This is a genomic window from Duganella sp. Leaf126, from assembly GCF_001423125.1.
Classification (GTDB): Bacteria; Pseudomonadota; Gammaproteobacteria; order Burkholderiales; family Burkholderiaceae_D; genus Rugamonas.
In genome coordinates, this window is record NZ_LMNW01000023.1 from 137300 (window position 1) to 159881 (window position 22582).

At 64.2% G+C, this 22582-nt stretch carries 20 protein-coding genes; 5 read left to right on the forward strand and 15 right to left on the reverse strand.

Annotation, left to right across the window (positions count from 1 at the left end):
• The 12 genes from fabZ to rpsB all read right to left on the reverse strand — a co-directional run bounded on the left by fabZ (window position 1) and on the right by rpsB (window position 12207).
• Window positions 1-489 carry a 3-hydroxyacyl-ACP dehydratase FabZ gene (fabZ, locus tag ASF61_RS11810; RefSeq protein ID WP_056155872.1) on the reverse strand — a complete coding sequence of 163 codons (489 nt, stop codon included), beginning with the start codon at window positions 487-489 and terminating at the stop codon, window positions 1-3.
• Window positions 486-1538, reverse strand: coding sequence for a UDP-3-O-(3-hydroxymyristoyl)glucosamine N-acyltransferase (gene lpxD / locus ASF61_RS11815; RefSeq protein WP_056155875.1), 1053 nt, complete (start codon window positions 1536-1538; stop codon window positions 486-488). The genes fabZ and lpxD overlap by 4 nt, the downstream gene beginning before the upstream one ends.
• 23 nt (window positions 1539-1561) lie before the next feature.
• Window positions 1562-2122, reverse strand: coding sequence for an OmpH family outer membrane protein (locus ASF61_RS11820; protein WP_082491546.1), 561 nt, complete (start codon window positions 2120-2122; stop codon window positions 1562-1564).
• A gap of 64 nt (window positions 2123-2186) precedes the next feature.
• Window positions 2187-4523 (reverse strand): outer membrane protein assembly factor BamA, encoded by a 2337-nt coding sequence (gene bamA / locus ASF61_RS11825; RefSeq protein WP_056155878.1) that lies wholly within the window; start codon window positions 4521-4523, stop codon window positions 2187-2189.
• A gap of 72 nt (window positions 4524-4595) precedes the next feature.
• Window positions 4596-5984, reverse strand: coding sequence for an RIP metalloprotease RseP (gene rseP, locus ASF61_RS11830; protein ID WP_056156577.1), 1389 nt, complete (start codon window positions 5982-5984; stop codon window positions 4596-4598).
• Window positions 5985-5997: 13 nt separating this feature from the next.
• Window positions 5998-7188, reverse strand: a complete 1191-nt coding sequence (gene ispC / locus ASF61_RS11835) for a 1-deoxy-D-xylulose-5-phosphate reductoisomerase (RefSeq protein WP_056155881.1) — start codon at window positions 7186-7188, stop codon at window positions 5998-6000.
• Window positions 7189-7199: 11 nt separating this feature from the next.
• Window positions 7200-8036 (reverse strand): phosphatidate cytidylyltransferase, encoded by an 837-nt coding sequence (locus tag ASF61_RS11840; protein WP_056155883.1) that lies wholly within the window; start codon window positions 8034-8036, stop codon window positions 7200-7202.
• The gene (gene uppS, locus ASF61_RS11845) at window positions 8036-8788 is read right to left on the reverse strand and encodes a polyprenyl diphosphate synthase (protein ID WP_056155886.1); all 753 of its coding nucleotides are present in this window, start codon (window positions 8786-8788) and stop codon (window positions 8036-8038) included. Before uppS ends, ASF61_RS11840 begins: the two co-directional genes overlap by 1 nt.
• 131 nt (window positions 8789-8919) lie before the next feature.
• Window positions 8920-9480, reverse strand: coding sequence for a ribosome recycling factor (gene frr / locus ASF61_RS11850; protein WP_056155889.1), 561 nt, complete (start codon window positions 9478-9480; stop codon window positions 8920-8922).
• 31 nt (window positions 9481-9511) lie between these two features.
• Window positions 9512-10228 (reverse strand): UMP kinase, encoded by a 717-nt coding sequence (pyrH, locus tag ASF61_RS11855; RefSeq protein ID WP_056155891.1) that lies wholly within the window; start codon window positions 10226-10228, stop codon window positions 9512-9514.
• A gap of 168 nt (window positions 10229-10396) precedes the next feature.
• Entirely contained in the window at window positions 10397-11308 is a 912-nt protein-coding gene (tsf, locus tag ASF61_RS11860; RefSeq protein WP_082491548.1) for a translation elongation factor Ts, read from the reverse strand.
• Window positions 11309-11457: 149 nt separating this feature from the next.
• Window positions 11458-12207 carry a 30S ribosomal protein S2 gene (gene rpsB / locus ASF61_RS11865; RefSeq protein WP_056155898.1) on the reverse strand — a complete coding sequence of 250 codons (750 nt, stop codon included), beginning with the start codon at window positions 12205-12207 and terminating at the stop codon, window positions 11458-11460.
• A 412-nt stretch (window positions 12208-12619) separates the two neighbouring features.
• On the opposite strand from rpsB, the gene ASF61_RS11870 reads away from it, so the two are divergent.
• The 5 genes from ASF61_RS11870 to ASF61_RS11890 all read left to right on the forward strand — a co-directional run bounded on the left by ASF61_RS11870 (window position 12620) and on the right by ASF61_RS11890 (window position 18708).
• Entirely contained in the window at window positions 12620-13447 is an 828-nt protein-coding gene (locus ASF61_RS11870; protein ID WP_056155901.1) for an MHFG family PEP-CTERM protein, read from the forward strand.
• Window positions 13448-13646: 199 nt separating this feature from the next.
• Window positions 13647-14459: a type I methionyl aminopeptidase gene (gene map / locus ASF61_RS11875; protein WP_056155903.1), complete on the forward strand. Its 813-nt coding sequence runs from the start codon at window positions 13647-13649 to the stop codon at window positions 14457-14459.
• Between the two features lie 8 nt (window positions 14460-14467).
• Window positions 14468-17047: a [protein-PII] uridylyltransferase gene (locus ASF61_RS11880; protein WP_056155907.1), complete on the forward strand. Its 2580-nt coding sequence runs from the start codon at window positions 14468-14470 to the stop codon at window positions 17045-17047.
• A gap of 29 nt (window positions 17048-17076) precedes the next feature.
• The gene (locus ASF61_RS11885) at window positions 17077-17826 is read left to right on the forward strand and encodes a pseudouridine synthase (RefSeq protein ID WP_200919850.1); all 750 of its coding nucleotides are present in this window, start codon (window positions 17077-17079) and stop codon (window positions 17824-17826) included.
• Window positions 17827-17943: 117 nt separating this feature from the next.
• Complete coding sequence (locus tag ASF61_RS11890) at window positions 17944-18708, forward strand: flagellar brake protein (RefSeq protein ID WP_307155919.1); 765 nt, start codon at window positions 17944-17946, stop codon at window positions 18706-18708.
• 68 nt (window positions 18709-18776) lie between these two features.
• Here the strand turns inward: ASF61_RS11890 and proX are convergent, their stop codons facing one another.
• From proX to proV, 3 genes are read right to left on the reverse strand one after another with little or no spacing between them, the layout of a single operon-like run.
• Window positions 18777-19829 carry a glycine betaine/L-proline ABC transporter substrate-binding protein ProX gene (gene proX, locus ASF61_RS11895; protein ID WP_056155914.1) on the reverse strand — a complete coding sequence of 351 codons (1053 nt, stop codon included), beginning with the start codon at window positions 19827-19829 and terminating at the stop codon, window positions 18777-18779.
• A 12-nt stretch (window positions 19830-19841) separates the two neighbouring features.
• On the reverse strand, window positions 19842-20999 hold the full coding sequence (gene proW / locus ASF61_RS11900) for a glycine betaine/L-proline ABC transporter permease ProW (RefSeq protein WP_056155917.1): 1158 nt from the start codon (window positions 20997-20999) through the stop codon (window positions 19842-19844).
• Window positions 20996-22231 carry a glycine betaine/L-proline ABC transporter ATP-binding protein ProV gene (gene proV / locus ASF61_RS11905; RefSeq protein ID WP_056155920.1) on the reverse strand — a complete coding sequence of 412 codons (1236 nt, stop codon included), beginning with the start codon at window positions 22229-22231 and terminating at the stop codon, window positions 20996-20998. Before proV ends, proW begins: the two co-directional genes overlap by 4 nt.
• Window positions 22232-22582 lie beyond the last annotated feature (351 nt).

Below are 22582 nucleotides of genomic sequence, written 5' to 3' on the forward strand. Positions count from 1 at the left end.
TTACGTGCCGGTGGCGAGCTGGCTGGGGTTGCTCGCGCTGCGGATGGTGCACATCAGTTCAGCTTCGACCGCCACCTGGCCATCGACCGTGCCCACGGCCTTGTACTTCCAGATGCCGCGCGCATGGCGCACGATTTCCACGTCCATTTTCAGCTGGTCGCCGGGACCGACCGGGCGCTTGAAGCGCGCGCTGTCGATGCCGACAAAATACACCACCGAGTTTTCGTCGGGCGTCACGCCCGAGGTTTTAAACGACAGCAAGGCGGCGGTCTGCGCCATCGCTTCGATCATCAGCACGCCGGGCATGACCGGCTTGTGCGGGAAGTGGCCGTTGAAGAATTCTTCGTTGACGGTGACGTTCTTGATGGCGGTGATGAACTTGCCCTCTTCGTAGGCGAGAACGCGGTCCACCAGCAGCAGCGGGTAACGGTGCGGCAGGTAGGACTTGATCTCGCAGATGTCCATGGTCTTGGCTTGGGGTGTGTTCATGATTCGTTTTCTTTATTGGTCTTGATGTTTTTTTCCAGCGTGCGCACCTTTTCGCGGATCAGCGGCAGGTTGCGCAGGATGGCGGCCGACTTTTCCCAGTCGGCGTGCTTGGCCATCGGGTAGAAACCGGTGTAGTGGCCCGGTTCGGTGATCGTGCGCGAGATCATGGTCGAGGCGCCGATATGGGTGTGGTCCGGTATCGTGATGTGGCCGTTGATCATGGCCGCGCCGCCGAACGTGCAGTACTTGCCCACGGTGGTGCTGCCGGCCATGCCGACGCAGCCAGCCATGGCCGTGTGCGCGCCGATGTGGCAGTTATGGCCGATCATGATCTGGTTGTCGAGCTTGACGCCGTCCTCGATGACGGTGTCGGCCAGCGCCCCGCGATCGACCGTGGTATTGGCGCCGATATCGACATCGTCGCCGATCACCACGCGCCCGGTCTGCGGGATCTTGATGTACACGCCGTTCTCGTTGGCGAAGCCGAAGCCGTCGCTGCCGATCACGGCGCCCGAGTGGATGATGCCGCGCGCGCCGATGATGCAGTGGGCGTGGAACGTGACGTTGGCAAAGAAGTGCGTGCCCTCGCCCACTTCGGCCTCGCGGCCGATGTAGCAGCCGGCGTCGATCACCGCGTGTGCGCCGATCACGGCGCCCGCCTCGATCACCACCCGCGCGCCGATGTGGGCGCTGGGCGCCACGTGGGCGCCGTCGGCCACCACCGCGCTCGGATGCACGCCGGCCGGCGGCACGTAGGCGGTCAGCGCGTCGAAATACTGCGCCACGCGGGCAAAATACACGTAAGGGTTGGCGGCGACGATGCGCGCGCCCTGGTAGCCGGCAGCGATGAATTCGTCATCCCTGGGCGAGACGATCAGCGCCGCCGCCTGGCTGTCGCGCGCCTGGACGCGCAGCTTGCTGTTGCTGAGAAAGCTGATGTGCGAAACGCCGGCCTGGTCGAGCGGCGCGATCCCGGACACTTCCAGGTTGCCGTCGCCCACCAGTTGACCTCCGAAACGTTCGACCAAAGTGCCTAGTCGAGTGCCCATCCTGATTCCTTTATTTGCTTGATTTACTTGTCTTTGTCGAGCGCTGCGAGCACCTTGTCGGTGATGTCGATGCGCTTGCTGGCCCAGACCGCGTCCTGCAGCACGATGTCGAACCCTTCGGTATCGGCCATCTGGCGGATGATCTTGGTGGCGCGGTCGGAAATGGCCTGGCGTTCCTCGTTGGTGCGCTGGCTCAGGTCTTCGCGGAACTCGCGCTGACGGCGCTGGAATTCCTTGTCGAGCTCGAACAGGTCGCGCTGGCGGCGCGTGCGCTCGGCCTCGGCCAGCGACGGCGCGTCTTTTTCGAGCTTGGCGGTCGCCGCCTTCAGGCGCCCTTCCATCTCCTGCATGGCTTTTTCACGCGACTTGAACTCTTCCTGCAGCTTTTCGCTGGCCAGCTTGGCCAGCTTGGATTCGTTGTAGATACGCTCCGGGCTGAGCCAGGCGATGCGCGACAACGAAGTCTGCGCCTGCGCCGGCGCCATCGTGCACCAGCCCAACGTTGCCAGCGCCAGCGAAGCGGCAAGCGAGGTCGCAAGCGAGAAGCCCAAAGATTTGGTGTTCGTGGCAGATGCAGTCTTCAACTTGTTTCTCCGATTAAATATAAATAGCCGAGTACGGCACTGGATGCGGGGGCGGCCAGGCCGGTCAGAAACCGGTCCCCATCTGGAACTGGAAGCGCTCCAGACGGTCGCCCGGCTTGGCATTGAGTGGCTTAGCATAGCTCAACTTGAGCGGGCCCACCGGCGAAATCCAGCTGATACCAAGACCGGTCGAGTAACGCAGCTGCGAATAGCGCATCTTTTCGCCTTCCTGGTACACCTGGCCCGTATCGAGGAAGCCGAACCAGCGCAGGCTGCGGTCCTGGCCGGAGCCGGGGAATGGCAGCTGCAGTTCGGCGTTACCGATCAGGCGCGAGGCGCCGCCCAGCGCATCGCCGTAGCGCGAGTCGACCGCGCCCAGCGACGAACTCTCGTAGCCGCGCACCGAACCGATGCCGCCGCCGTAGAAGTTCTTGAATACCGGGTAAGGCGTGTCGCCCAGGCCGCGGCCGTAATCGACCTCGCCCTTGAGCGCCAGCACGGTTTTCCAGATCAGCGGCTTGAAGTACTGGTGTTCGTAGATGGCGCGGTAGTATTTCTGGCGGCCGATCACGTCCAGTTCGAGGTTCAGGCGCTGGTAGCGGCCGGCGGACGGGGTCAGACCCGAGTCGCGGCTGTCGCGCGACCAGGCCAGCGTGAACGGCACGGCCGTGGTTTCGGCCTTGCCGATGCCGCTGCGGTTGCCGGTGACGTCGGCCACGTATTGCTGGAAGCGCGTGGGCGAGGTGGAATCGGTTTCGATCGACGAGCGTTCGAGGCCGATACCGAGGAACACGGTGTCGGTTTCCGAGAACGGCACGCCGTAGCTGATGCGGCCGCCCTTCTGCTTGATGGTGTAGCTGCCGATGTTGAGCGCGGGCGGACGCTGGGTACGCAGGTACACCTCGTACGAGCGCGAGATGCCGTCGTCTGTGTAGTACGGGTCGAACTGCGAGAACGAGATCGTGCGGCTGTACTTGGACGTATTGAGTTCCATGCCGACGGTGGTGCCCGAGCCGGCGAAGTTGGCCTGCTGGATCGCCGCCTGGAACGTGAATTTTTCCGACTGCGAGAACGCGCCGCCGATGGTGAAGTTACCGGTCGGCTTTTCCACCACGGTCAGGTTGACGTCGACCTGGTCGGACGTGCCCTGCGCTTCCGGGGTGTCGATGGTAACATCCTTGAAGTAGCCGAGGCGGTCCACGCGGTCGCGCGAGAGCTTGATCTTGTTGGCGTCGTACCAGGACGATTCGAACTGGCGGAATTCGCGGCGGATCACCTCGTCGCGCGACGTCGTGTTGCCGGCGATGTTCATGTGGCGCACGTAAGCGCGCTTGCCCGGGTCGATCATGAAGGTGAAGCTCACTTCACGCTTGGCCTGGTTGATGTCCGGGTTGGCGTTGACGTTGGCAAAGGCGTAGCCGAACGTGCCGAGGCGGTCGGAAATGCGCTTGTTGGTGGCGGTCAGCAGCTCGCCCGAATACACGGCGCCCTTGCGCAGCAATACCAGCGAGCGCAGTTCGTCCTCGCGGCCGAACGTCTCGCCTTCGAACTTGATATCGGCGACATTATATTTTTCACCCTCGGTGATATTGATGGTGATGTAAATGTCTTTTTTATCGGGCGAGATCGAGACCTGGGTGGAATCGATATTCATCTCGATGTAGCCGCGATTGAGATAAAACGATTTGAGCGACTCGATATCGCCGGTCAGCTTGGTCTTCGAATACTGGTCGGCCTTGGTGTACCAGCTGAACCAGCCGCCCGTGTTGAGCGCGAGCTGGTCGAGCAGCTCCTTGTCCGAGAATACCTTGTTGCCGATGATGTTGATCTGCTTGATCTTGGCGACCTCGCCCTCGTCCACCGCGAACGTGATGTTGACGCGGTTGCGCTCGAGCGGGGTAACGGTGGTCACCAGCTTGACGCCGTACAGGCCGCGCGACAGGTACTGGCGCTTGAGCTCCTGCTCGGCGCGGTCGACCGAGGCCTTGTCGAAGATTTTCGCTTCGCCCACGCCGATGTCCTTGAGCGCCTTGACCAGCACGTCCTTTTCGAATTCCTTGGTGCCGGTGAATTCCACCTTGGCGATGGCCGGACGTTCCTCGACCAGCACCACCAGCACCTGCCCGTCCGCCTCCAGGCGCACGTCCTTGAAGAAGCCGGTCGCGTACAGCGCCTTGATGGCGGTCACGCTCTTGTCGTCGTTGAAGGTCTCGCCCACGCGCACGGGCAGGTAGCTGAAGACCGTACCGGCTTCCGTCCGTTGAATGCCTTCGACACGGATGTCCTTGATCACGAACGGTTCGATCGCCATGGCGTTGCCCGCGCACAGCGCCAGGACGGCGGTGCCGATCAGACTGCGGCGCATGGAAGATGGAGTAATACGGTCAGAATATAATTTCATCGGGGTTATTCAATGTCTCATTCAACGAACTGCTATGTCACTGTCGGTGCGTACCGCGCCGCTGGCGCCTGATTACATGAGGCGGGTGATATCGTTAAATACCGCCAGCACCATCAAGGTCATCAATAAACCGATGCCGATGCGCTGAGCAAACTCCGCGACGCGCGCCGATACCGGACGGCCGGTCAAAACTTCCAGCGAATAATACAGCAAATGCCCCCCGTCCAGAACGGGAATCGGTAGCAAATTCATGACGCCCAGGCTGATACTGATAAAGGCGATGAAGCTCAGATAACTGGCCAGGCCCATGCGCGCGGTCTGGCCGGCATAATCGGCGATGGTGATCGGGCCGGTGACATTTTTGAGCGAGGCTTCGCCGGTCACCATCTTGCCGATCATCTTCAGCGTCATGGTGCAGGTGTCCCAGACCCGCTGCACCGCCTTGCCCAGCGCGGCCAGCGGCGCCGCGGGCACGGTGATCATATCGGGCTGCAGCGCCACGTAAGCGCCGATCTTACCGACTGTTACAGCTTGTTGACCGGGCTTTTCACTGTGCGCGACGTCGGCCTGCGGCGTGACGGCCAGCGTGCGCAGCTGGCCGGCGCGCACCACGTCCACCGGCAAGGTTTTGCCGGGCGCAGCGCGGATGAGCTCGATGAACGCGACGCCGTCCTGCACCGCCACGCCATCGACCCTTTTGAGCAGGTCGCCCACCTGCAGCCCGGCGCGCTCGGCGGCCCCGCCCGGCAGCACCTGCTGCACCACCGGCGACGGCCGCGCCAGCCCGATGCCGAGGTTGCCGACGATGTCGCCGTCGAGGTCGAGCGTAGACAGCACCGACGCCGGCAGCACGGCGGTCAGATAGCCGTAACCGGGACGCTCGATGGCCAGGCGCGCATCCTTCTTGTCGATGGCGGCCTGCATCAGGTTCCAGCGCAGCTCGGACCACGCGGCCACCGCTTCGTCGTTGACGGCAGTGATGTGGTCGCCGCTGCGCAAGCCGGCCAGCGCGGCGGGCGTGCGGTCGGCGTCGGCCTGCTGGCCGGCGGCGCGCACGCTGATCTTGCTGCTCGGCTCGGCCACGCCGTGCAGATACAGGCCGGCAAACAGCGCAATGGCCACCAGGAAGTTGGCCAGCGGTCCGGCCGCGACGATGGCGATGCGCTTCCACACGTTCTGGCGCGTAAATTCGCGCGCCAGGTCTTCTTTGCTCACGCTGGAGAGATCGCCCTCGCGGGCGTCGAGCATCTTGACGTAGCCGCCCAGCGGCAGCGCCGACACCGCCCACTCGGTCTGGTCGCGTCCGAAACGGCGCGACCACACGACCTTGCCCATGCCCACCGAAAAGCGCAGCACCTTGACGCCGCACCAGCGCGCCACCAGGTAGTGACCGAGCTCGTGGATCGTGACGAGCGAGCCGAGGCAGACGGCAAACGCCAGGATGGTGGTCAGCAGGTTCATGGCGTCGGTCCGGTCAGTGGAGCGCGGCGATGCAGCGCCCGGCGGCAGCGCGCGCCGCCACATCCTGCGCCATCACGGCGTCGATGCTGTCGGCAGCGCCGTGCGGCAGCTGCTGCACCACCTCGGCGATCACGCGGTCGATCTGGCGGAAGCCGATCTGGCGGTCGAGGAAGGCCTGCACCGCCACTTCGTTGGCGGCATTGAGCAGCGCCGGCGCCGTGCCGCCGGCGCGCAAGGCGTCGAAGGCCAGCGCCAGGCACGGAAAGCGCGCATAGTCGGGACGGTGGAACTGCAGCGTGGCGAACGCGGTGATATCGAGCTGGGCCACGCCGGACGCGATCCGCTCCGGATAGGCCAGTGCATGGGCAATCGGCGTGCGCATGTCGGGGTTGCCGAGCTGGGCCAGCACCGAGCCGTCGACATACGACACCATCGAGTGGATCACCGACTGCGGGTGGATCACGACCTCGATGCGGTCGGCCGGCGCGCCGAACAGCCAGTGCGCCTCGATCACTTCCAGGCCCTTGTTCATCATGGTGGCCGAATCGACCGAGATCTTGCGGCCCATCGACCAGTTTGGATGCTTGCAGGCCTGCTCGGGCGTGACGTCCTCCAGCGTGGCGACATCACGCGTCAGGAACGGGCCGCCCGACGCGGTCAGCAGGATCTTGGCCACGCCGGCGGCCGCGTCGCGCACGGCCGGCATGCGGCTGCCGAACTGCGGCATCGACTGGAAGATGGCGTTGTGCTCGCTGTCGATCGGCAGCAGGATGGCGCCCGATTCGGTCACCGCGTCCATGAACAGCTGGCCCGACATGACCAGCGCTTCCTTGTTGGCCAGCAGGACCTTCTTGCCGGCGCGGGCGGCAGCCAGCGTGGGCGCCAGGCCGGCGGCGCCGACGATGGCCGCCATCACGCTGTCCACTTCCGGCGCCGCGGCAATCGCGCACAGCGCCGCTTCGCCGTAATCGATGTCGGTGTTGACGCCGGCGTCGCGCAGCAGCGCGCCCAGGCGAGCGGCCGCCTCGGCCGTGCCGACCACCGCGCGTTGCGGCCGGAACGCGATGCATTGCGCCGCCAGTTCATCGACACGGCTGTGCGCCGACAGCGCGTAGACCGCGTAACGTTCGGGATGGCGCGCCAGCACGTCGAGCGTGGACACGCCGATCGAACCGGTGGCGCCGAGGATGGTGATGCGTTGCATAGGAAAGTCTTTCAGAGCCAGGCCGACAGCAGCGCTGCAATCGGCAGCACGGGGATCAGCGCATCGACGCGGTCGAGCACGCCACCATGGCCGGGCAGCAGGTTGCTGCTGTCCTTCATGGCAGCGCGGCGTTTGAGTTGGGATTCGAACAGGTCGCCGATGATGGACGCAGCCACGATCACCAGCAGCGCCAGCACCGTCACGGCCCAGCCGAAGCGGGCCTGCAGGTGCACGGCAAAGGTGTCCTGCAGCCACGGTGCGGCAGGCGCGGCCAGGATCGAGACGGCGGTAATGACCAGCACGGCAATGCCGCCGCCGATCGCACCTTCCCACGATTTGCCGGGCGAGATGGTCGGCGCCAGCTTGCGCTTGCCGAAGGCCTTGCCCGAGAAATAGGCGCCGATATCGGCAATCCACACCAGCACCAGCACCGACAGCAGGTACACGGGCGAACGCAGGTACAGGCCGACGATGGCAAAGAAGCAGACGAACACGGCAAAGCTGAAGGTCAGCGCCATCGACCAGTTGGCGGCCGTGCCGAGCTTGGGCAGGCCCAGGCCCAGCGACGGCGCATAGCGGATCAGCCACAGCAAGGCGGCGATGCCGTACAGCGCGATGACCGAGCCCGGCTGGGCCTTGTACATCAGCAGCACGAACAGCAGCGCGCCGACGATGCCGGCGATGCGTGCCGGACCGTCCTGCAGGCCGAACAGGCGCGCGCCCTCCCACACGGCAGCGCCGAGGAACAGCGTCACCACCACGGCAAACGCCGGGAAGTACTGGAAGAACAGCACCGGCAGCAGCACCGCCAGCAAGACCAGCGCAGTTATGATCCGTGTTTTGAGCATCAGGTTTTCTTTTCTGCCAGTTGCGCGCCGGTGCGGCCAAAGCGGCGTTCGCGGTGCTGGTAGGAGGCAATCGCCTCGTCGAGGCGTTCGATCGAAAAATCGGGCCAGTAGGTGTCGGTAAAGAACAGCTCGGTATATGCGAGCTGCCACAGCAGGAAATTCGAGATACGCTGTTCGCCGCCGGTGCGGATGAACAGGTCCGGCTCCGGCGCATACGCCATCGCCAGGTGCGGCGCCAGCTGCGCTTCGGAGAAGTCGGTCATGCCGGGATGGGCGGCGACCATCTTGCCGACGGCCTGCATGATGTCCCAGCGCCCGCCATAGTTGGCGCAGACGGTGACGGTCAGGCGGGTATTGTTGGCGGTCTTGCGCTCGGCGTTGGCGATCATGGTGCGCAGCTTGTCGTCGAAGCGGGACAGGTCGCCGACCACGCGCAGGCGGATATTATTGGCGTGCATCTTGGACACTTCGCGCTCGAGCGCGGTCATGAACAAGCGCATCAGCAGAGAGACTTCCTCTTCCGGGCGGCGCCAGTTTTCGGAACTGAAGGCAAACAGGGTCAGGTATTCCACGCCGCGGTTGGCGCAGGCCTCGACCACGGTGCGCACCGCTTCGACGCCCTTGACGTGACCGGCAACGCGCGGCAGGAAGCGCTTGGTGGCCCAGCGGCCGTTACCGTCCATGATCATGGCGACGTGGCGCGGCACCTGCGGTGCGTCCGGTACCTCGGTGGTCGAACTCGTATATTTCATGAAAACTTTACTGCCAAAGGATAAAGTATTGCAGGTACGACGAAAAAAGACAAGACGCCAGCACCAGGCTGCCCTTCGCGCGGCGCGAAGTGGCAAAGTGGTCGCTGGCGTCCCGGCATGACGGCTGAAGCTTACACCGTCAGGACTTCTTTTTCCTTCTCCGCGACCATCTTCTCGATGTCGGCGATGAACTTGTCGGTCAGTTTTTGCATCTCGTCGACGGCGCGGCGCTCGTCGTCTTCCGAGATCGACTTGTCCTTGACCAGCTTTTTCAGCGACTCGTTACCGTCGCGGCGGATGTTGCGCACGGCGATTTTCGCATCTTCGGCTTCGCTCTTGCACAGCTTGACCATTTCCTTGCGGCGCTCTTCGGTCAGCGGCGGGGTCGGCACGCGGATGATGTCGCCCTGGGCCGACGGGTTCAGGCCCAGGTCGGCGTCGCGGATGGCTTTTTCGATGGTCGAGGCCATGCGCTTCTCGAACGGCTGGACGCCGATGGTGCGGGCGTCGATCAGGTTGATGCCGGCCACCTGCGACAGCGCGGTCGGCGCACCGTAGTACTCGACCATCACGTGGTCGAGAATACCGGTGTGGGCGCGGCCGGTGCGGACCTTGGCCAGGTCGGCGCGCAGGGTTTCCAGCGATTTGGTCATGCGCTCCTGCGCATTCTTTTTAACGTCAGCTACGGACATTGCTGCTCTCCTGTATACGGATAGGTGAATCTTAAACGTGAACCAGTGTACCCTCATCCTCGCCCATGATCACGCGCATCAGCGCGCCGGGCTTGGTGATCGAGAACACCTTGATCGGCAGTTTCTGGTCGCGGCACAGCGCAAACGCGGTAGCGTCCATGACCTGCAACTGCTTGGCGATCGCTTCGTCAAAGCTGATCTTGTGGTACAGCGTGGCGCTCGGGTCTTTCTTCGGATCGGCAGTGTACACGCCATCGACCTTGGTTGCCTTGAGCACGATTTCGGCGCTCACTTCGGAACCGCGCAGGGCGGCGGCGGTGTCGGTGGTGAAGAACGGGTTGCCGGTGCCGGCCGCGAACACGACGACCTTGCCTTCTTCCAGGTACTGCAGCGCTTTCGGGCGCACATACGGCTCGACCACCTGCTCGATGCCGATCGCCGACATCACGCGCGCGGTGATGCCGACATGGCGCATGGCGTCGGCCAGCGCCAGCGCGTTCATCACGGTGGCCAGCATGCCCATGTAGTCGGCGGTGGCGCGGTCCATGCCCTGGGCGCCGGGCGCGACGCCACGGAAGATGTTGCCGCCGCCAATGACGATCGCCAGTTCCACGCCCAGTTTCGCGACCTCGGCCACATCAGCTACCATCCGCTCGATGGTGCTGCGGTTGATGCCGTACGGGTCATCCCCCATCAGCGCTTCGCCGGACAGTTTGAGGAGGACACGCTTGTAGGCTGGTTTGGACATGAGACGGGGCTCCTAAAGTTGGTGGTTTCGGGTGGCTGCCGGCGCCTATCATACCCCGAGACTTCCCCGAGGCGGCGCCAGCAGCGCTCTAATTGCATTACAGATAATATTACGTGTTCAGGCTAAAAAAACGGGCCTCGCGGCCCGTTTTCTGATCTTGCAAAGCGATTAAGCCTTGTTGGCGGCCATTTGAGCGGCCACTTCTGCTGCGAAATCGTCTACCTTCTTCTCGATGCCCTCGCCTACCACGTACATGGTGAACGATTTGACCGTGGTGCCTTTTTCTTTCAGCATCTGCTCGATCGACTGCTTGTCGTTTTTCACGAAAGCCTGGTTCAGCAGCGACACTTCCTTCAGGTACTTCTGTACCGAGCCTTCCAGGCGCTTGGCGACGATGTCGGCAGGCTGGGCTGGCTTGCCGGCGGCAACCGCAGCGGCTGCATCTTCGTCGGCCTTCAGCTGGGCCACCGAACGCTCTTTTTCGATCAGTTCGGCTGGAACGTCGGTCGACGACAGCGCGACCGGCTTCATGGCGGCGATGTGCATGGCCACGTCTTTACCGACCTGCTCGTCGGCGCCGTCGAACTCGACGATCACGCCGATGCGCGAACCGTGCAGGTACGATGCCAGCTTGGCGCTGGTGTCGAAGCGCTTGAAGCGACGGATCGACATGTTTTCGCCGATTTTACCGATCAGGGCGGCGCGCACTTCGTCCAGGGTCTGGCCGTTGCCAGCTGGCAGAGCCAGCAGGGCTGCGACGTCGGCCGGGTTGTGCTCGGCGACCAGCTTGGCGGCGTTGGCGGCCAGTGCCAGGAAGTCGTCGTTCTTGGCAACGAAGTCGGTTTCCGAGTTCACTTCGACCAGTGCGCCGACGCCGCCATTGATGAAGCTGGCAACCACGCCTTCGGCGGTCACGCGCGACGATGCTTTCGACGCTTTACCGCCCAGCTTGACGCGCAGGATCTCTTCGGCACGACCCATGTCGCCGTCGGCTTCGGTCAGTGCTTTTTTGCATTCCATCATAGGCGCATCGGTTTTCGCGCGCAGTTCGCCTACCATTGCTGCAGTAATCGCTGCCATGTGTTTTCTCCTGTTGTTCGGTATTCGGGGGGATGGGGAACCGTTATGGCTCTAACCCATTGATGTTAAAAAAAAGGGGGAGCTGGTGGCCACCCCTTTTTTCCGCGACCGGCCACGAAGGGAAGCCCTTCGCGGCCGGCGACAAACGATTAAGCCTGCTCGACTTCGACGAATTCGTCGCCGGCGGCAGCTTTAACCATTTCAACTACTTCGTTACCGGCAGCAGCACGGCCTTCCAGGATCGCATCGGCCACACCGCGAGCGTACAGGGTGATGGCTTTCGACGAGTCATCGTTACCTGGGATGACGTACTTCACGCCTTCTGGCGAGTGGTTGGTATCGACCACGCCGATGACCGGGATGCCCAGTTTTGCGGCTTCGGTGACAGCGCCTTTGTGGTAGCCGACGTCAACGACGAAGATTGCGTCAGGAACGCCGCCCATGTCCTTGATGCCGCCGATCGATTTTTGCAGCTTGGCGATCTCGCGCTGGAACATCAGCGCTTCTTTTTTCGACAGCTTCTCGACCGAACCGTCTTCGAGCTGAGCTTCCATGTCTTTCAGACGCTTGATCGAAGTCTTGATGGTCTTGAAGTTGGTCAGCATGCCGCCGAGCCAGCGCTGGTCGACGAAAGGAACGCCTGCGCGTTGCGCTTCAGCAGCGATGATATCGCGCGCCTGGCGCTTGGTGCCGACCATCAGGATGGTGCCGCGGTTTGCAGCAACTTGCTTAACGTGCTTCATCGCTTCCTGATACATACCCATCGTCTTTTCCAAGTTGATGATATGGATCTTGTTGCGGTGACCGAAGATGAACGGTGCCATCTTTGGGTTCCAGAAACGGGTTTGGTGACCAAAGTGGACACCGGCTTCCAGCATTTCGCGCATCGTTACAGACATTTTTTAACTCCAGGGTTGGGTCTGGAATCCGACCAGTGACCCGGTGATTAGGCCAGGCACCCTTGTCGATCGGATTCGAGTTTATTAACAAAAATAGTTTATTTTTACTACATTGCCCGGATCGGAATTCAGGCAACCCGGGATTATATGCTGAAGCGGCGCTTCATGGCAAGCGCTGCACTACCGCGCCCCTGCCGCTGCCCGCGGTCCGCCGCTACCCCACGCTGTGGCGCCGATGCGTCGCCACCGGCGCTGATGACGCAACAAATCGTCACTTTCATCAAAAAATTGTTACACGGAAGTGTTTCGCATGTAATATTTGTGCGTGACCAATATTTTTATCACAGCGACAATATTGCTGTCATCATTTCCAATGAGCGTCAGCGATCAACCGTCGTTTTCCGGAGTATAGATGTCCGTCCTGTCTGCCGTAGCCTTGGCTTTCGCCACCACCACAACCACGCCGATCGACTGCTCCTGGGACCAGCCTGGCGTCAATCCCTACACCGGCAGCATCGCCGCAGCGATCGACCGCTACCCGGACTTGCCCGACAAGGTGCGCGCCAGCCTCAAATACCGTCTTCAGTATGGCAACCCGGACGACACGGTCACCATCACGCGCGACGCCATCACGGGTGGACACACGTATGACGCGGCCATCCGCGACATGCATTTCGGCAAAGACCAGTTGTGCCACACGGTCAGCCGCGCCAGGTGGAGCCCCCGCCACACCGAACCGGGCGCCGTGTATTGCGCCGATGGCCATTGCATCCTGGTGCCGCAGATCTGCGGCAATGTCAGCCGCATCGTCCGGCGCGACGGCCGCCCCGCGGGCGGGCCCGAGCTTGGGTCCGATGGGCGGCCCGAGGCGCAGCGCGACCCGCGCCAGATGCCGCCATCGGAACCGCCCGCGGTGGCGGCCCGGCAGCCGGTCGAAAAAACACCGGAGATCGACTGGACCGGCCACGTGGGTACCTATGAACTCGGCCTGATCGACGCGCCGGAGCAGGACGACGAGCGGGTGCGCGTCATGCTCGGCACGCCGGTCTTGCCGCCGGCGTGGGCGCCGGTCGCGGACTATGCGGCCCTGCCGCACAAGCCGCGCCAGCTGGCCGGCACCCGCGGCCCGGTCACCGACCAGCCGGCCACGCCGGTCCCCGAGGCCGGCACCTGGACCATGCTGCTGGCCGGACTGGGCTTGATCGGCTGCCTGCGCGTACGCCGGCGCCGCCGCCGTTAGCCTGCGCGGGCGGCGCCGACGGCGTTCTTCCGTGCGGCGGCGCGGCCCGCGCACAGGGCAAGGCTGGCGGCGCCGGGGCCACAAGCTGCCACCGCGCGCACGCCTCGTCTATAATTCCACCTTATCAGCTGGCGCCGGGCCGACCCGCTCCGTTCGCCGCCCGCGCCCGTTCAGCCTCCATACACAGAATATCCAGCTTATGTCCATTTCCATCAAATCGCCCGAAGACATCGAAGGCATGCGCGTGGCCGGCCGCCTCGGCTCCGAGGTGCTCGACTACATCACCCCGTTCGTCAAGGCCGGCGTCACCACCGGTGAACTCGACCGCCTGTGCCACGAGTACATGACCAATGTGCAGGGCACGATCCCGGCGCCGCTCAACTACCAGCCGCCCGGTTACACGCCCTACCCCAAGGCCATCTGCACCTCGGTCAACGACGTCATCTGCCACGGCATCCCCGGCGACAAGGTGCTCAAGAGCGGCGACTCGGTCAACCTCGACATCACCGTCATCAAGGACGGCTACCACGGCGACAACAGCCGCATGTTCCTGATCGGCGAACCGTCGATCATGACCAAGCGTTTATCGGAGATCACCTACGAGTGCATGTGGCTCGGGATCGCCCAGGTCAAACCGGGCGCCCACCTGGGCGACATCGGCCACGCCATCCAGCAGCATGCCGAGAAGGCCGGCTACAGCGTGGTGCGCGAATTCTGCGGCCACGGCATCGGCAAGGTGTTCCACGAGGAGCCGCAGGTGCTCCACTACGGCAAGCCGGGCACGCTGGAGGAACTGAAGCCGGGCATGATCTTCACCATCGAGCCGATGATCAATGCCGGCAAGCGCGAGATCCGCGAGATGGGCGACGGCTGGACCATCAAGACCAAGGACCGCAGCTTGTCGGCGCAGTGGGAACACATGGTGCTGGTGACCGAGACCGGTTACGAAGTGCTGACCCTGTCGGCCGGCAGCCCGCCGCCGCCGGCCTTCATCACCAACGCCGGCAAATAAACCGCCCCATGGACAAGGAACTCCGGGAACAGCGCATCGCCGGCCTGCGCGGCCAGCTCAAGGCCGAGCGCCAGGCCATCATCGACACCTTCCGCGCCGACGGCATGCCGGAAAAGCTGCTGCGCAGCCTGCGCCAGAGCGTCGATGCGGTGCTGACCACGGCCTGGCACCATGCGCGCCTGCCCGCCAACACGGCGCTGGTCGGCGTCGGCGGCTATGGCCGCGGCGAACTGTTCCCGTATTCCGATGTCGATCTGCTGATTTTGCTCGAGCACGCGCCCGACGCCGCCACCACCGAAAAGCTCGAGGCGCTGGTGCAGCTGCTGTGGGACCTGGGGCTGGAAATCGGCAGCAGCATCCGTACCGTCGATGAATGCCTGAGCGAATCGAAGGCCGACATCACCGTGCAAACCAGCCTGCTCGAAGCGCGCCTGATCTGCGGCGACGAGCCGCTGTTCGACCAGCTGCAGCAGCGCTACCGGGCCGCGATGGATCCGCAAGCGTTCTTCCAGGCCAAGCTGCTGGAGATGCGCCAGCGCCACGCCAAGTACGAGGACACGGCATTCAGCCTGGAGCCGAACTGCAAGGAAAGCCCGGGCGGCCTGCGCGACCTGCAGGTGATCCTGTGGCTGGTCAAGGCGGCCGGCCTGGCCAACTCGTGGCGCACCCTGTCCACCAGCGGCCTGATCACACAGACCGAAGCCAAGGGCCTGATGGAAAAGGAGCGCGCGTTCAAGGACATCCGCGTGCGCCTGCACCTGCACGCGGGCCGGCGCGAAGACCGCCTGCTGTTCGACGTGCAGACGGCGATCGCCGAATCGCTGGGACTGGAAAACACGGGATCGGGGGCCGAGCTGCGGCGCGCCAGCGAGTACCTGATGCAGCGCTACTACTGGGCCGCCAAGGCGGTCACCCAGCTCAACACGATCCTGCTGCAAAACATCGAGGAGCGGCTGTTCCCGCGCGCCGGACACGCGGAGCAGATCAATGACCGCTTCAACGACGTCAACGGCCTGATCGACATGCGCGACGACGACACGTTCACGCAGACGCCGTCGGCCATCCTCGAAATTTTCGTGCTGATGACGGAGCGCCCGTCGCTCACGGGCATGACCTCGCGCACCATGCGCGCGCTGTGGAACGAGCGTTTCCTGATCGACGCCGCGTTCCGCGCCGATCCGGCCAACCGCGCGCTGTTCCTGCGCATCCTGCAGGCGCCGCAGGGCATCATCCACGCGCTGCGGCGCATGAACGACCTGTCGATCCTGGGCCGCTACCTGCCGAACTTCCGCAAGATCGTCGGCCAGATGCAGCACGACCTGTTCCACGTGTACACGGTGGACCAGCACATCCTGATGGTGGTGCGCAATATGCGGCGCTTCTCGATGGCCGAACACGCGCACGAGTACCCGTTCTGCAGCCAGCTGATGGCCAACTTCGGCCAGCCCTGGCTGCTGTACCTGGGCGCGCTGTTCCACGATATCGCCAAGGGCCGCGGCGGCGACCACTCCACGCTGGGCAAGGTCGATGCCGAGCAGTTCTGCCGCGACCACGGCATGAGCGAGGCCGACACCGAACTGGTGTCGTTCCTGGTCGAGCACCACCTCGACATGTCGCAGGTGGCGCAAAAGCAGGACCTGTCCGATCCCGACGTGATCGCCGCCTTCGCCCGCAAGGTTGGCGACGAGCGCCACCTGACCGCGCTGTACCTGCTGACGGTGGCCGACATCCGCGGCACCAGTCCCAAGGTGTGGAACGCCTGGAAGGCCAAGCTGCTCGAAGACCTGTACCGCGTGACGCGGCGCGTGCTGGGCGGCCAGCCGCACAGCGCCGACCACGAGCTGCAGAACCGCCAGCAGGAGGCGCTGGCCACGCTGCGCCTGTACGGCCTGGCGCCGGAAGCCCACCTGCCGTTCTGGCAGCAGCTCGACGTCGCCTATTTCCTGCGCCACGACGCTTCCGACATCGCCTGGCAGACGCGCGCCCTGTACGACCGCTTCACCGGCGAGCAGCCGGTGGTCAAGTGCCGCCTGGCGCCGATCGGCGAAGGCCTGCAGGTGGCCGTGTACCTGCGCGACCAGCCCGACCTGTTCGCGCGCATCTGCAATTATTTCGACCGCAAGAACTTCAGCATCCTCGACGCCAAGATCCACACCACGCGCCATGGCTACGCGCTCGACACCTTCCTGGTGACGGCGCAGAATTTCGCCAACAGCTACCGCGACATCATCAGCCTGATCGAGCACGAGCTGTGCGCCGCCCTCACCCGCGCCGAGCCGCTGTCGCCGCCGGCCAGGGGCCGCCTGTCGCGGCTGTCGCGCACGTTCCCGATCCAGCCCACCGTGGATCTGCGCCCGGACGAGCGCGGGCAGTACTACCTGCTGTCGATCGCCGCCAACGACCGCACCGGGCTGCTGTACGCGATCGCCAACGTGCTGGCCAAGTATCGCCTCAACCTGCACACGGCCAAGGTGATGACGCTGGGCGAGCGCGTGGAAGACGTGTTCCTGATCGACGGCGCAGCGCTAGGCAACCCGCGCCACCAGCTGCAGCTGGAAACCGACCTGCTCGAGGCCATGAAGGTCTAGCGCACATCACCACTCTATAAAGAAGCATCATGTCAGAAGAATTATTACGCCTGTCCAAACGCATGTCCGAACTGGGCCTGTGCTCGCGCCGCGAAGCCGACGAATGGATCGCGCGCGGCTGGGTACGCGTCGATGGCAAGGTGGTGTCCGAACTGGGCACCAAGATCTACCCGAGCCAGCGCGTGTCGGTCGAGCGCCAGGCCGCCGCCGAGCAGTCGAAACGCGTGACGGTCCTGATCAACAAGCCGGTGGGCTATGTCAGCGGCCAGGCCGAAGACGGCTACCAGCCGGCCGTGGTGCTGGTCAAGCCGGAAAACCGCTGGGCCGACGATCCGTCGCCCGAGCAGTTCCACCCGACCCAACTGCGCTCGCTGGTGCCGGCCGGCCGGCTCGACATCGACTCGGTCGGCCTGCTGGTGCTGACCCAGGACGGCCGCGTGGCCAAGCAGCTGATCGGCGAGACCACCGAGGTGGACAAGGAATACCTGGTGCGGGTCGAATACACGAAGCCGGGCAAGCTGCCCGACAGCGACCTGAAAAAGCTCAACCACGGCCTGTGGATGGACGGCAAGCCGCTGCTGCCGGCCAAGGTGCGCTGGCAGAACGACGACCAGCTCAGTTTTACGCTGCGCGAAGGCAAAAAGCGCCAGATCCGCCGCATGTGCGACATGGTAGGCCTGAAAGTGGTGGGCTTAAAGCGCGTGCGCATCGGCAAGGTCAAGCTGGGCGACCTGCCGGTCGGCCAGTGGCGCTACCTGCGCGCCGACGAACAGTTTTAGGCAAATCAGCACCGCGAGTTAAAATAACTTGCCGCACTGCAAGCCAAACGCCGATTTAGGCGATACACTGTCCGATTTCGGCCTTGCAGGGCAAAGTTAGAGAAGAGATATGCCGTCGTGAACGATCACCTCCCCATTACCATGCGCCGTGGACCACCGCTGCTGAAAGACGCGGTGGAGCCGATCGCGCCGGGTTCCCATCAGCACGACATGAGCGACGAGCAGGACATCGCCGAAGCCCTGTCGCTGATGGCGCAGAACGGCGATCCGGTCTCGGTGTACCCGGCCAGCACCGGCACCGTGGTGCTGGGGCGCATCAAGGCCGTGCACCCCGAGCTGCCCCACTTCACGTTCGAACTGAACGAGGGAGAGTTCATCCCGCCGGGCGAAGCGACCTTCGTCGCCTGGCTGCGCTCGTCCAAGATGCAGTTCAGTCTTGCCTACGACAACTGGACGCCGGTGCCCGACCAGCCCACCCTGCTCCCGCTCGACTTCCCGCTGCATTGCCAGGTGCTCAACCGGCGCTCGTCGACCCGGCTTGAGACGCCGCTCGGCATCTATTACATGGCGTCGTTCGTCCTGAACGGCAAGCCGTACGAACTGCAGCTGTACGATTTTTCGGCCGGCGGCGTGGGCATGCGGGCGCCGCCACGCGACACCGTCGGCCTGCACGTGGGACGCAAGTTACAACGGGTGCGCCTGGAACTGGGCCCGGACGCGGTCTTGATCGCCGACCTCGAAATACGGCTGTCGCGCACGTTCCGCTCCTTCCTGCTCGGCGAGCAGGTGCAGATCGGCTGCCAGTTCGTCAACCTGTCGCCGGCCATGCAGCAAGACCTGGACCGCATCCTGATCGAGATGAACGCCAGCCGCCAGCGCTGACCGGCTGCTGCGTCACCGCGACGCTGTTGCCTGCCGGCGGTGACGCTGTATTGCGGCTTGTTGCCGGCTTATTGCGGCGTTGCCGCAGCCTTGGCCTGCGCAATCCAGCCATCGAACTGCTTCTGGTGGAACTTGATCCAGCCGGCCGTGTGGCGGGCGATGTCGGCCTCGGTGTTCTGGCCGCTGCGCATGCGTTCGTTCTGGGCGTTGATGTCGGCGATCGGCAGGCGCATCACTTCGAACAGCTTCAGGGCAGCCGGATTCTTTTCGGCCCAGGCGCGGTTGACCACGATGCGGGTGGTGTTGACGGCAAAGCCGTAATCGCTGCCGTCGGCCATGCGGGTATCGGTCTTGTCCGGGTTGGACGAAAACGGCACCTGCAACCACGTCACGTCCTTGCCCGGCACCAGCACGCCGCTGACCCAGTACGGGGTCCAGGTGTAGTACAGGATGGACTGGCCGCGCTTGTAACGACCGATGGTGTCGGCAATCAGCGCCGAGTAGCTGCCCTGCACGTGCTGCACGGTGGCGCGCAGCTTGTAGGCATCCATGTGGTTCTCGATCATCGCCTCGCAACCCCAGCCCGGATTGCAGCCGGTCAGGTCGGCCTTGCCGTCGCCGTCATGGTCGAACAGCTTGGCGATCTTCGGGTCGCGCAACTGGTCGATGTTGGTGATGTGGTACTTGTCGGCGGTGGCCTTGTCGATCAGGTAGCCCTGCGCAGCGGGACCGGCGTACTGGCCCACGCGCATCAGCTTGGCGTCGCCGCCGGCGTTGTCATAGTAATCCTTGTGCAGCGGGTCCCAGTGCACGGCCAGGAAGGTGGCGTCGCCATTGGCCACCGCGATGTGCGCGGTCGGGTACTCGACCTCCTTCACCGGCTGCATCTCGTAGCCGAGCTTTTCCAGCGCGCGCTCGACCAGCATGGTCTGGAAGGTCTCCTCCGCGATCGGACTTTGCAGCGCCTGCACCTTGATGCCCTTGCCGGGCAGGCTGGCGTTTGGCGTTTGCGCCATGGCCAGGCTGGTGCCGAGCACCAGTGCCGCGATGCCGAGGAACGACAGCCACTGGAACTTGCGCTGCGACTTGCGGGTGACATTGAAGTGTTTGACTTGATTCATGCTGTTCCTTTCTTATTGGGTGGCCAGCTTGGCCGGCACGGTATCCTTTACGGGCGCTGCGTCTTCGGCCGGTGCAGCGCTCGACGCGGGGCCCCGGCCCAGCAGGCGCATCACCAGGCCGGCGGGGCCGGTGTGGTACCAGTGGCGCACGCCGCGGCGCGGCTGGCCCATCGCCTGCGTCAGGCGGTCGAGCGTAATGGCCAGCAGCACGATACCGAGGCCGCCCACGGTGGCCAGTCCCATGTCAAGGCGGCCGATACCGCGCAACACCATCTGGCCCAGGCCGCCGACCGCGATCATCGAGGCGATCACCACCATCGACAGCGACAGCATCAGCGACTGGTTGATACCGGCCATGATCGACGGCATCGCCAGCGGGAACTGCACGCGCGAGAGCAGCTGCCACGGCGAAGCGCCGTAGGCGCGCGCCGCTTCGATCAGGTCTGGACGCACCTGGCGGATGCCGAGGTTGGTCAGGCGTACCAGCGGCGGCAGCGCGAAGATGATGGTGACGATCACGCCCGGGGCGTTACCGATACCGAACAACATCACCACCGGCACCAGGTACACGAATGCAGGGGTGGTCTGCATGGCGTCGAGCAGCGGACGCAGGATGTTTTGCGCGCGATCGCTATTGGCCAGGAAGATCCCCAGCGGCAGGCCGATCACGATGCAGAACGCCAGCGAGGTCAGGACCAGCGACAGCGTGATCATCGCCTCGGGCCAGATGCCCAGCATCGCCACCACCGCCAGCGCGACGACGGTGCCGATGGCCAGCGCGCGGCTGGTCAGCTGCCAGGCCAGCAGGCCGACGATGGCGATGATCGCCAGCGCCGGCACGGCCAGCAGCATGTCGCTCACGCCGTTCAGGGTAGCGTCGATCGGCGTGCGCACCGCCTGGAAGAACGGCCGGAAGTTGGCGACGACCCAGCCCAGCCCCTGGTTGATCCACGATTCGAGCGGCAGCGAACCGTCGAACAGCTGCGAGACGTGGAAACCGCTGGCGTGCGCCGGCGCGGCTGCCGAGCCGGCGGCGTCGAGCCACGAGGTGTCGGTGGGCGGCTGCGGCAGCCACGGATTCTGTGCCGCCTGCTCGGCGGTCGACTGGGCGACGCTGGCCGCATTGGCCGCATTGGCCGCATTGGCGGTAGCTGCGTTAACGGTGTTCATGCTTGTCCTTTCTGTACTTGGGGTTCGGCGATGGCTGGCGTCTCGCGATCGAGGAACTTCAGCAAGGTGGTCTTGCTGATGGCGCCTCGGAAGGTGCCGTCACTGGACACCACGGGCACCGCGTACGGCAGCTGCGCCACCTGGCCGAACAGGCCGGCCACCGGTTCGTCGGCATCGATGGTCTGCACGTCGGGCAGATAGGCGTGCGCCAGGCCGAGCGGGCCGACATGGCCGTCGAGCGCAGTGCGCAGCGAATCGGCCGAGACCACGCCCAGGTATTTGCGCTGCGGGCTGACCACGTAGGCGTAGGCGCGGTCCTGCTCTTCCAGCATCGACAGCGCAGCGCGCGAGCCGCGGCTGGGCGACTCCGACACCACGATCTGGCTCTTGCGGGCGATATCGCTGGCCTTGAACACGGCAGCGGCATCGACGCCGCGCACGAAATTGCGCACGTAGTCGTTGGCCGGCTTGCGCAGGATCTCTTCGGGCGTCCCGACCTGCACCACGTGACCGTCCTTCATGATGGCCACGCGGTCGCCGATGCGCATCGCCTCATCGAGGTCGTGCGAAATGAAGACGATGGTGCGGCGCTTGATCTGCTGCAGGCGCAGCAGCTCGGACTGCATCTCGGTGCGCATGATCGGGTCGAGCGCGGAAAACGCTTCGTCCATCAGCAGAATCGACGGGTCGCAGGCCAGCGCCCGGGCCAGGCCCACGCGCTGCTGCATGCCGCCCGACAGTTCGTCCGGATAGCTGGCAGCGTAGCCGGCCAGGCCCACCTGCTCGAGCGCCTCGAGCGAGGCCGCATGGCGTTCGGCTTTCTGAATGCCGGCCAGTTCCATGCCGAAGGCGGTGTTGTCGAGCACCGTCAGCTGCGGCAGCAGCGCGAACGACTGGAACACCATGCTGATGTCCTTGCGGCGCAGAGCGCGCAGCTCCTTGTCGGGCAGCGTGTTGATGTCGCTGCCATCGACCATGATGCGGCCGTCGGTCGGCTCGATCAGGCGGTTGAGCATGCGCACCAGCGTGGATTTGCCAGAACCGGACAAGCCCATGATGACGAAGATCTCGCCCGCCTCGATGGTAAAGGTGGCGTCGAACACGCCGATGGTGCAGCCGGTCTGCGCCAGGATCTCCTGCTTGCTGGCGCCCTGGCGGACCATGGCCAGCGCTGCGTCGGGCTGGTCGCCGAAGACCTTGAAGATATGGTCGATAATAATTTGTTTAGCCACGTCGTGGTTCTCCCTCGATTGGACGAATGGATGGAACGCTGCAAGCCATGAGGCTGCGGCGGCGAATGTGTAGCGAATAGCGTCGGCGATGTCGCGGCGCGAATGCGCACGCAAGCAAGTGACGTACAAGGGGCGGGCGCCGCTCCAGCGCGGCGCCAGGCAGTCCTGATATGGGCGGGGAGCCCGTGAGTCGCGCGCCACGCTGGAGGTGGCGTACAACCGGCAGCAACGTTGCGTGAAATTGTTACAGCACTGGCGCGTGTCAGTGCGACTTATCTGTTGCTACTTGTTACAGCTGTTGTAAATATGCATCAATTATAACAACAAAAAGTTCGCCTGTCCAATAGCTTT

Bases quoted from the DNA above. Each gene is read 5' to 3' on its own strand.
- lpxD (WP_056155875.1), bottom strand. From the start codon at position 1,538: ATGGGCACTCGACTAGGCACTTTGGTCGAACGTTTCGGAGGTCAACTG.
- ASF61_RS11880 (WP_056155907.1), top strand. From the start codon at position 14,468: ATGGACAAGGAACTCCGGGAACAGCGCATCGCCGGCCTGCGCGGCCAG.
- proX (WP_056155914.1), bottom strand. From the start codon at position 19,829: ATGAATCAAGTCAAACACTTCAATGTCACCCGCAAGTCGCAGCGCAAG.
- fabZ (WP_056155872.1), bottom strand. From the start codon at position 489: ATGAACACACCCCAAGCCAAGACCATGGACATCTGCGAGATCAAGTCC.
- uppS (WP_056155886.1), bottom strand. From the start codon at position 8,788: ATGAAATATACGAGTTCGACCACCGAGGTACCGGACGCACCGCAGGTG.
- frr (WP_056155889.1), bottom strand. From the start codon at position 9,480: ATGTCCGTAGCTGACGTTAAAAAGAATGCGCAGGAGCGCATGACCAAA.
- ASF61_RS11885 (WP_200919850.1), top strand. From the start codon at position 17,077: ATGTCAGAAGAATTATTACGCCTGTCCAAACGCATGTCCGAACTGGGC.
- ispC (WP_056155881.1), bottom strand. From the start codon at position 7,188: ATGCAACGCATCACCATCCTCGGCGCCACCGGTTCGATCGGCGTGTCC.
- rseP (WP_056156577.1), bottom strand. From the start codon at position 5,984: ATGAACCTGCTGACCACCATCCTGGCGTTTGCCGTCTGCCTCGGCTCG.
- map (WP_056155903.1), top strand. From the start codon at position 13,647: ATGTCCATTTCCATCAAATCGCCCGAAGACATCGAAGGCATGCGCGTG.
- ASF61_RS11840 (WP_056155883.1), bottom strand. From the start codon at position 8,036: ATGCTCAAAACACGGATCATAACTGCGCTGGTCTTGCTGGCGGTGCTG.
- ASF61_RS11870 (WP_056155901.1), top strand. From the start codon at position 12,620: ATGTCCGTCCTGTCTGCCGTAGCCTTGGCTTTCGCCACCACCACAACC.
- rpsB (WP_056155898.1), bottom strand. From the start codon at position 12,207: ATGTCTGTAACGATGCGCGAAATGCTGGAAGCCGGTGTCCACTTTGGT.
- proW (WP_056155917.1), bottom strand. From the start codon at position 20,999: ATGAACACCGTTAACGCAGCTACCGCCAATGCGGCCAATGCGGCCAAT.
- tsf (WP_082491548.1), bottom strand. From the start codon at position 11,308: ATGGCAGCGATTACTGCAGCAATGGTAGGCGAACTGCGCGCGAAAACC.
- pyrH (WP_056155891.1), bottom strand. From the start codon at position 10,228: ATGTCCAAACCAGCCTACAAGCGTGTCCTCCTCAAACTGTCCGGCGAA.
- bamA (WP_056155878.1), bottom strand. From the start codon at position 4,523: ATGAAATTATATTCTGACCGTATTACTCCATCTTCCATGCGCCGCAGT.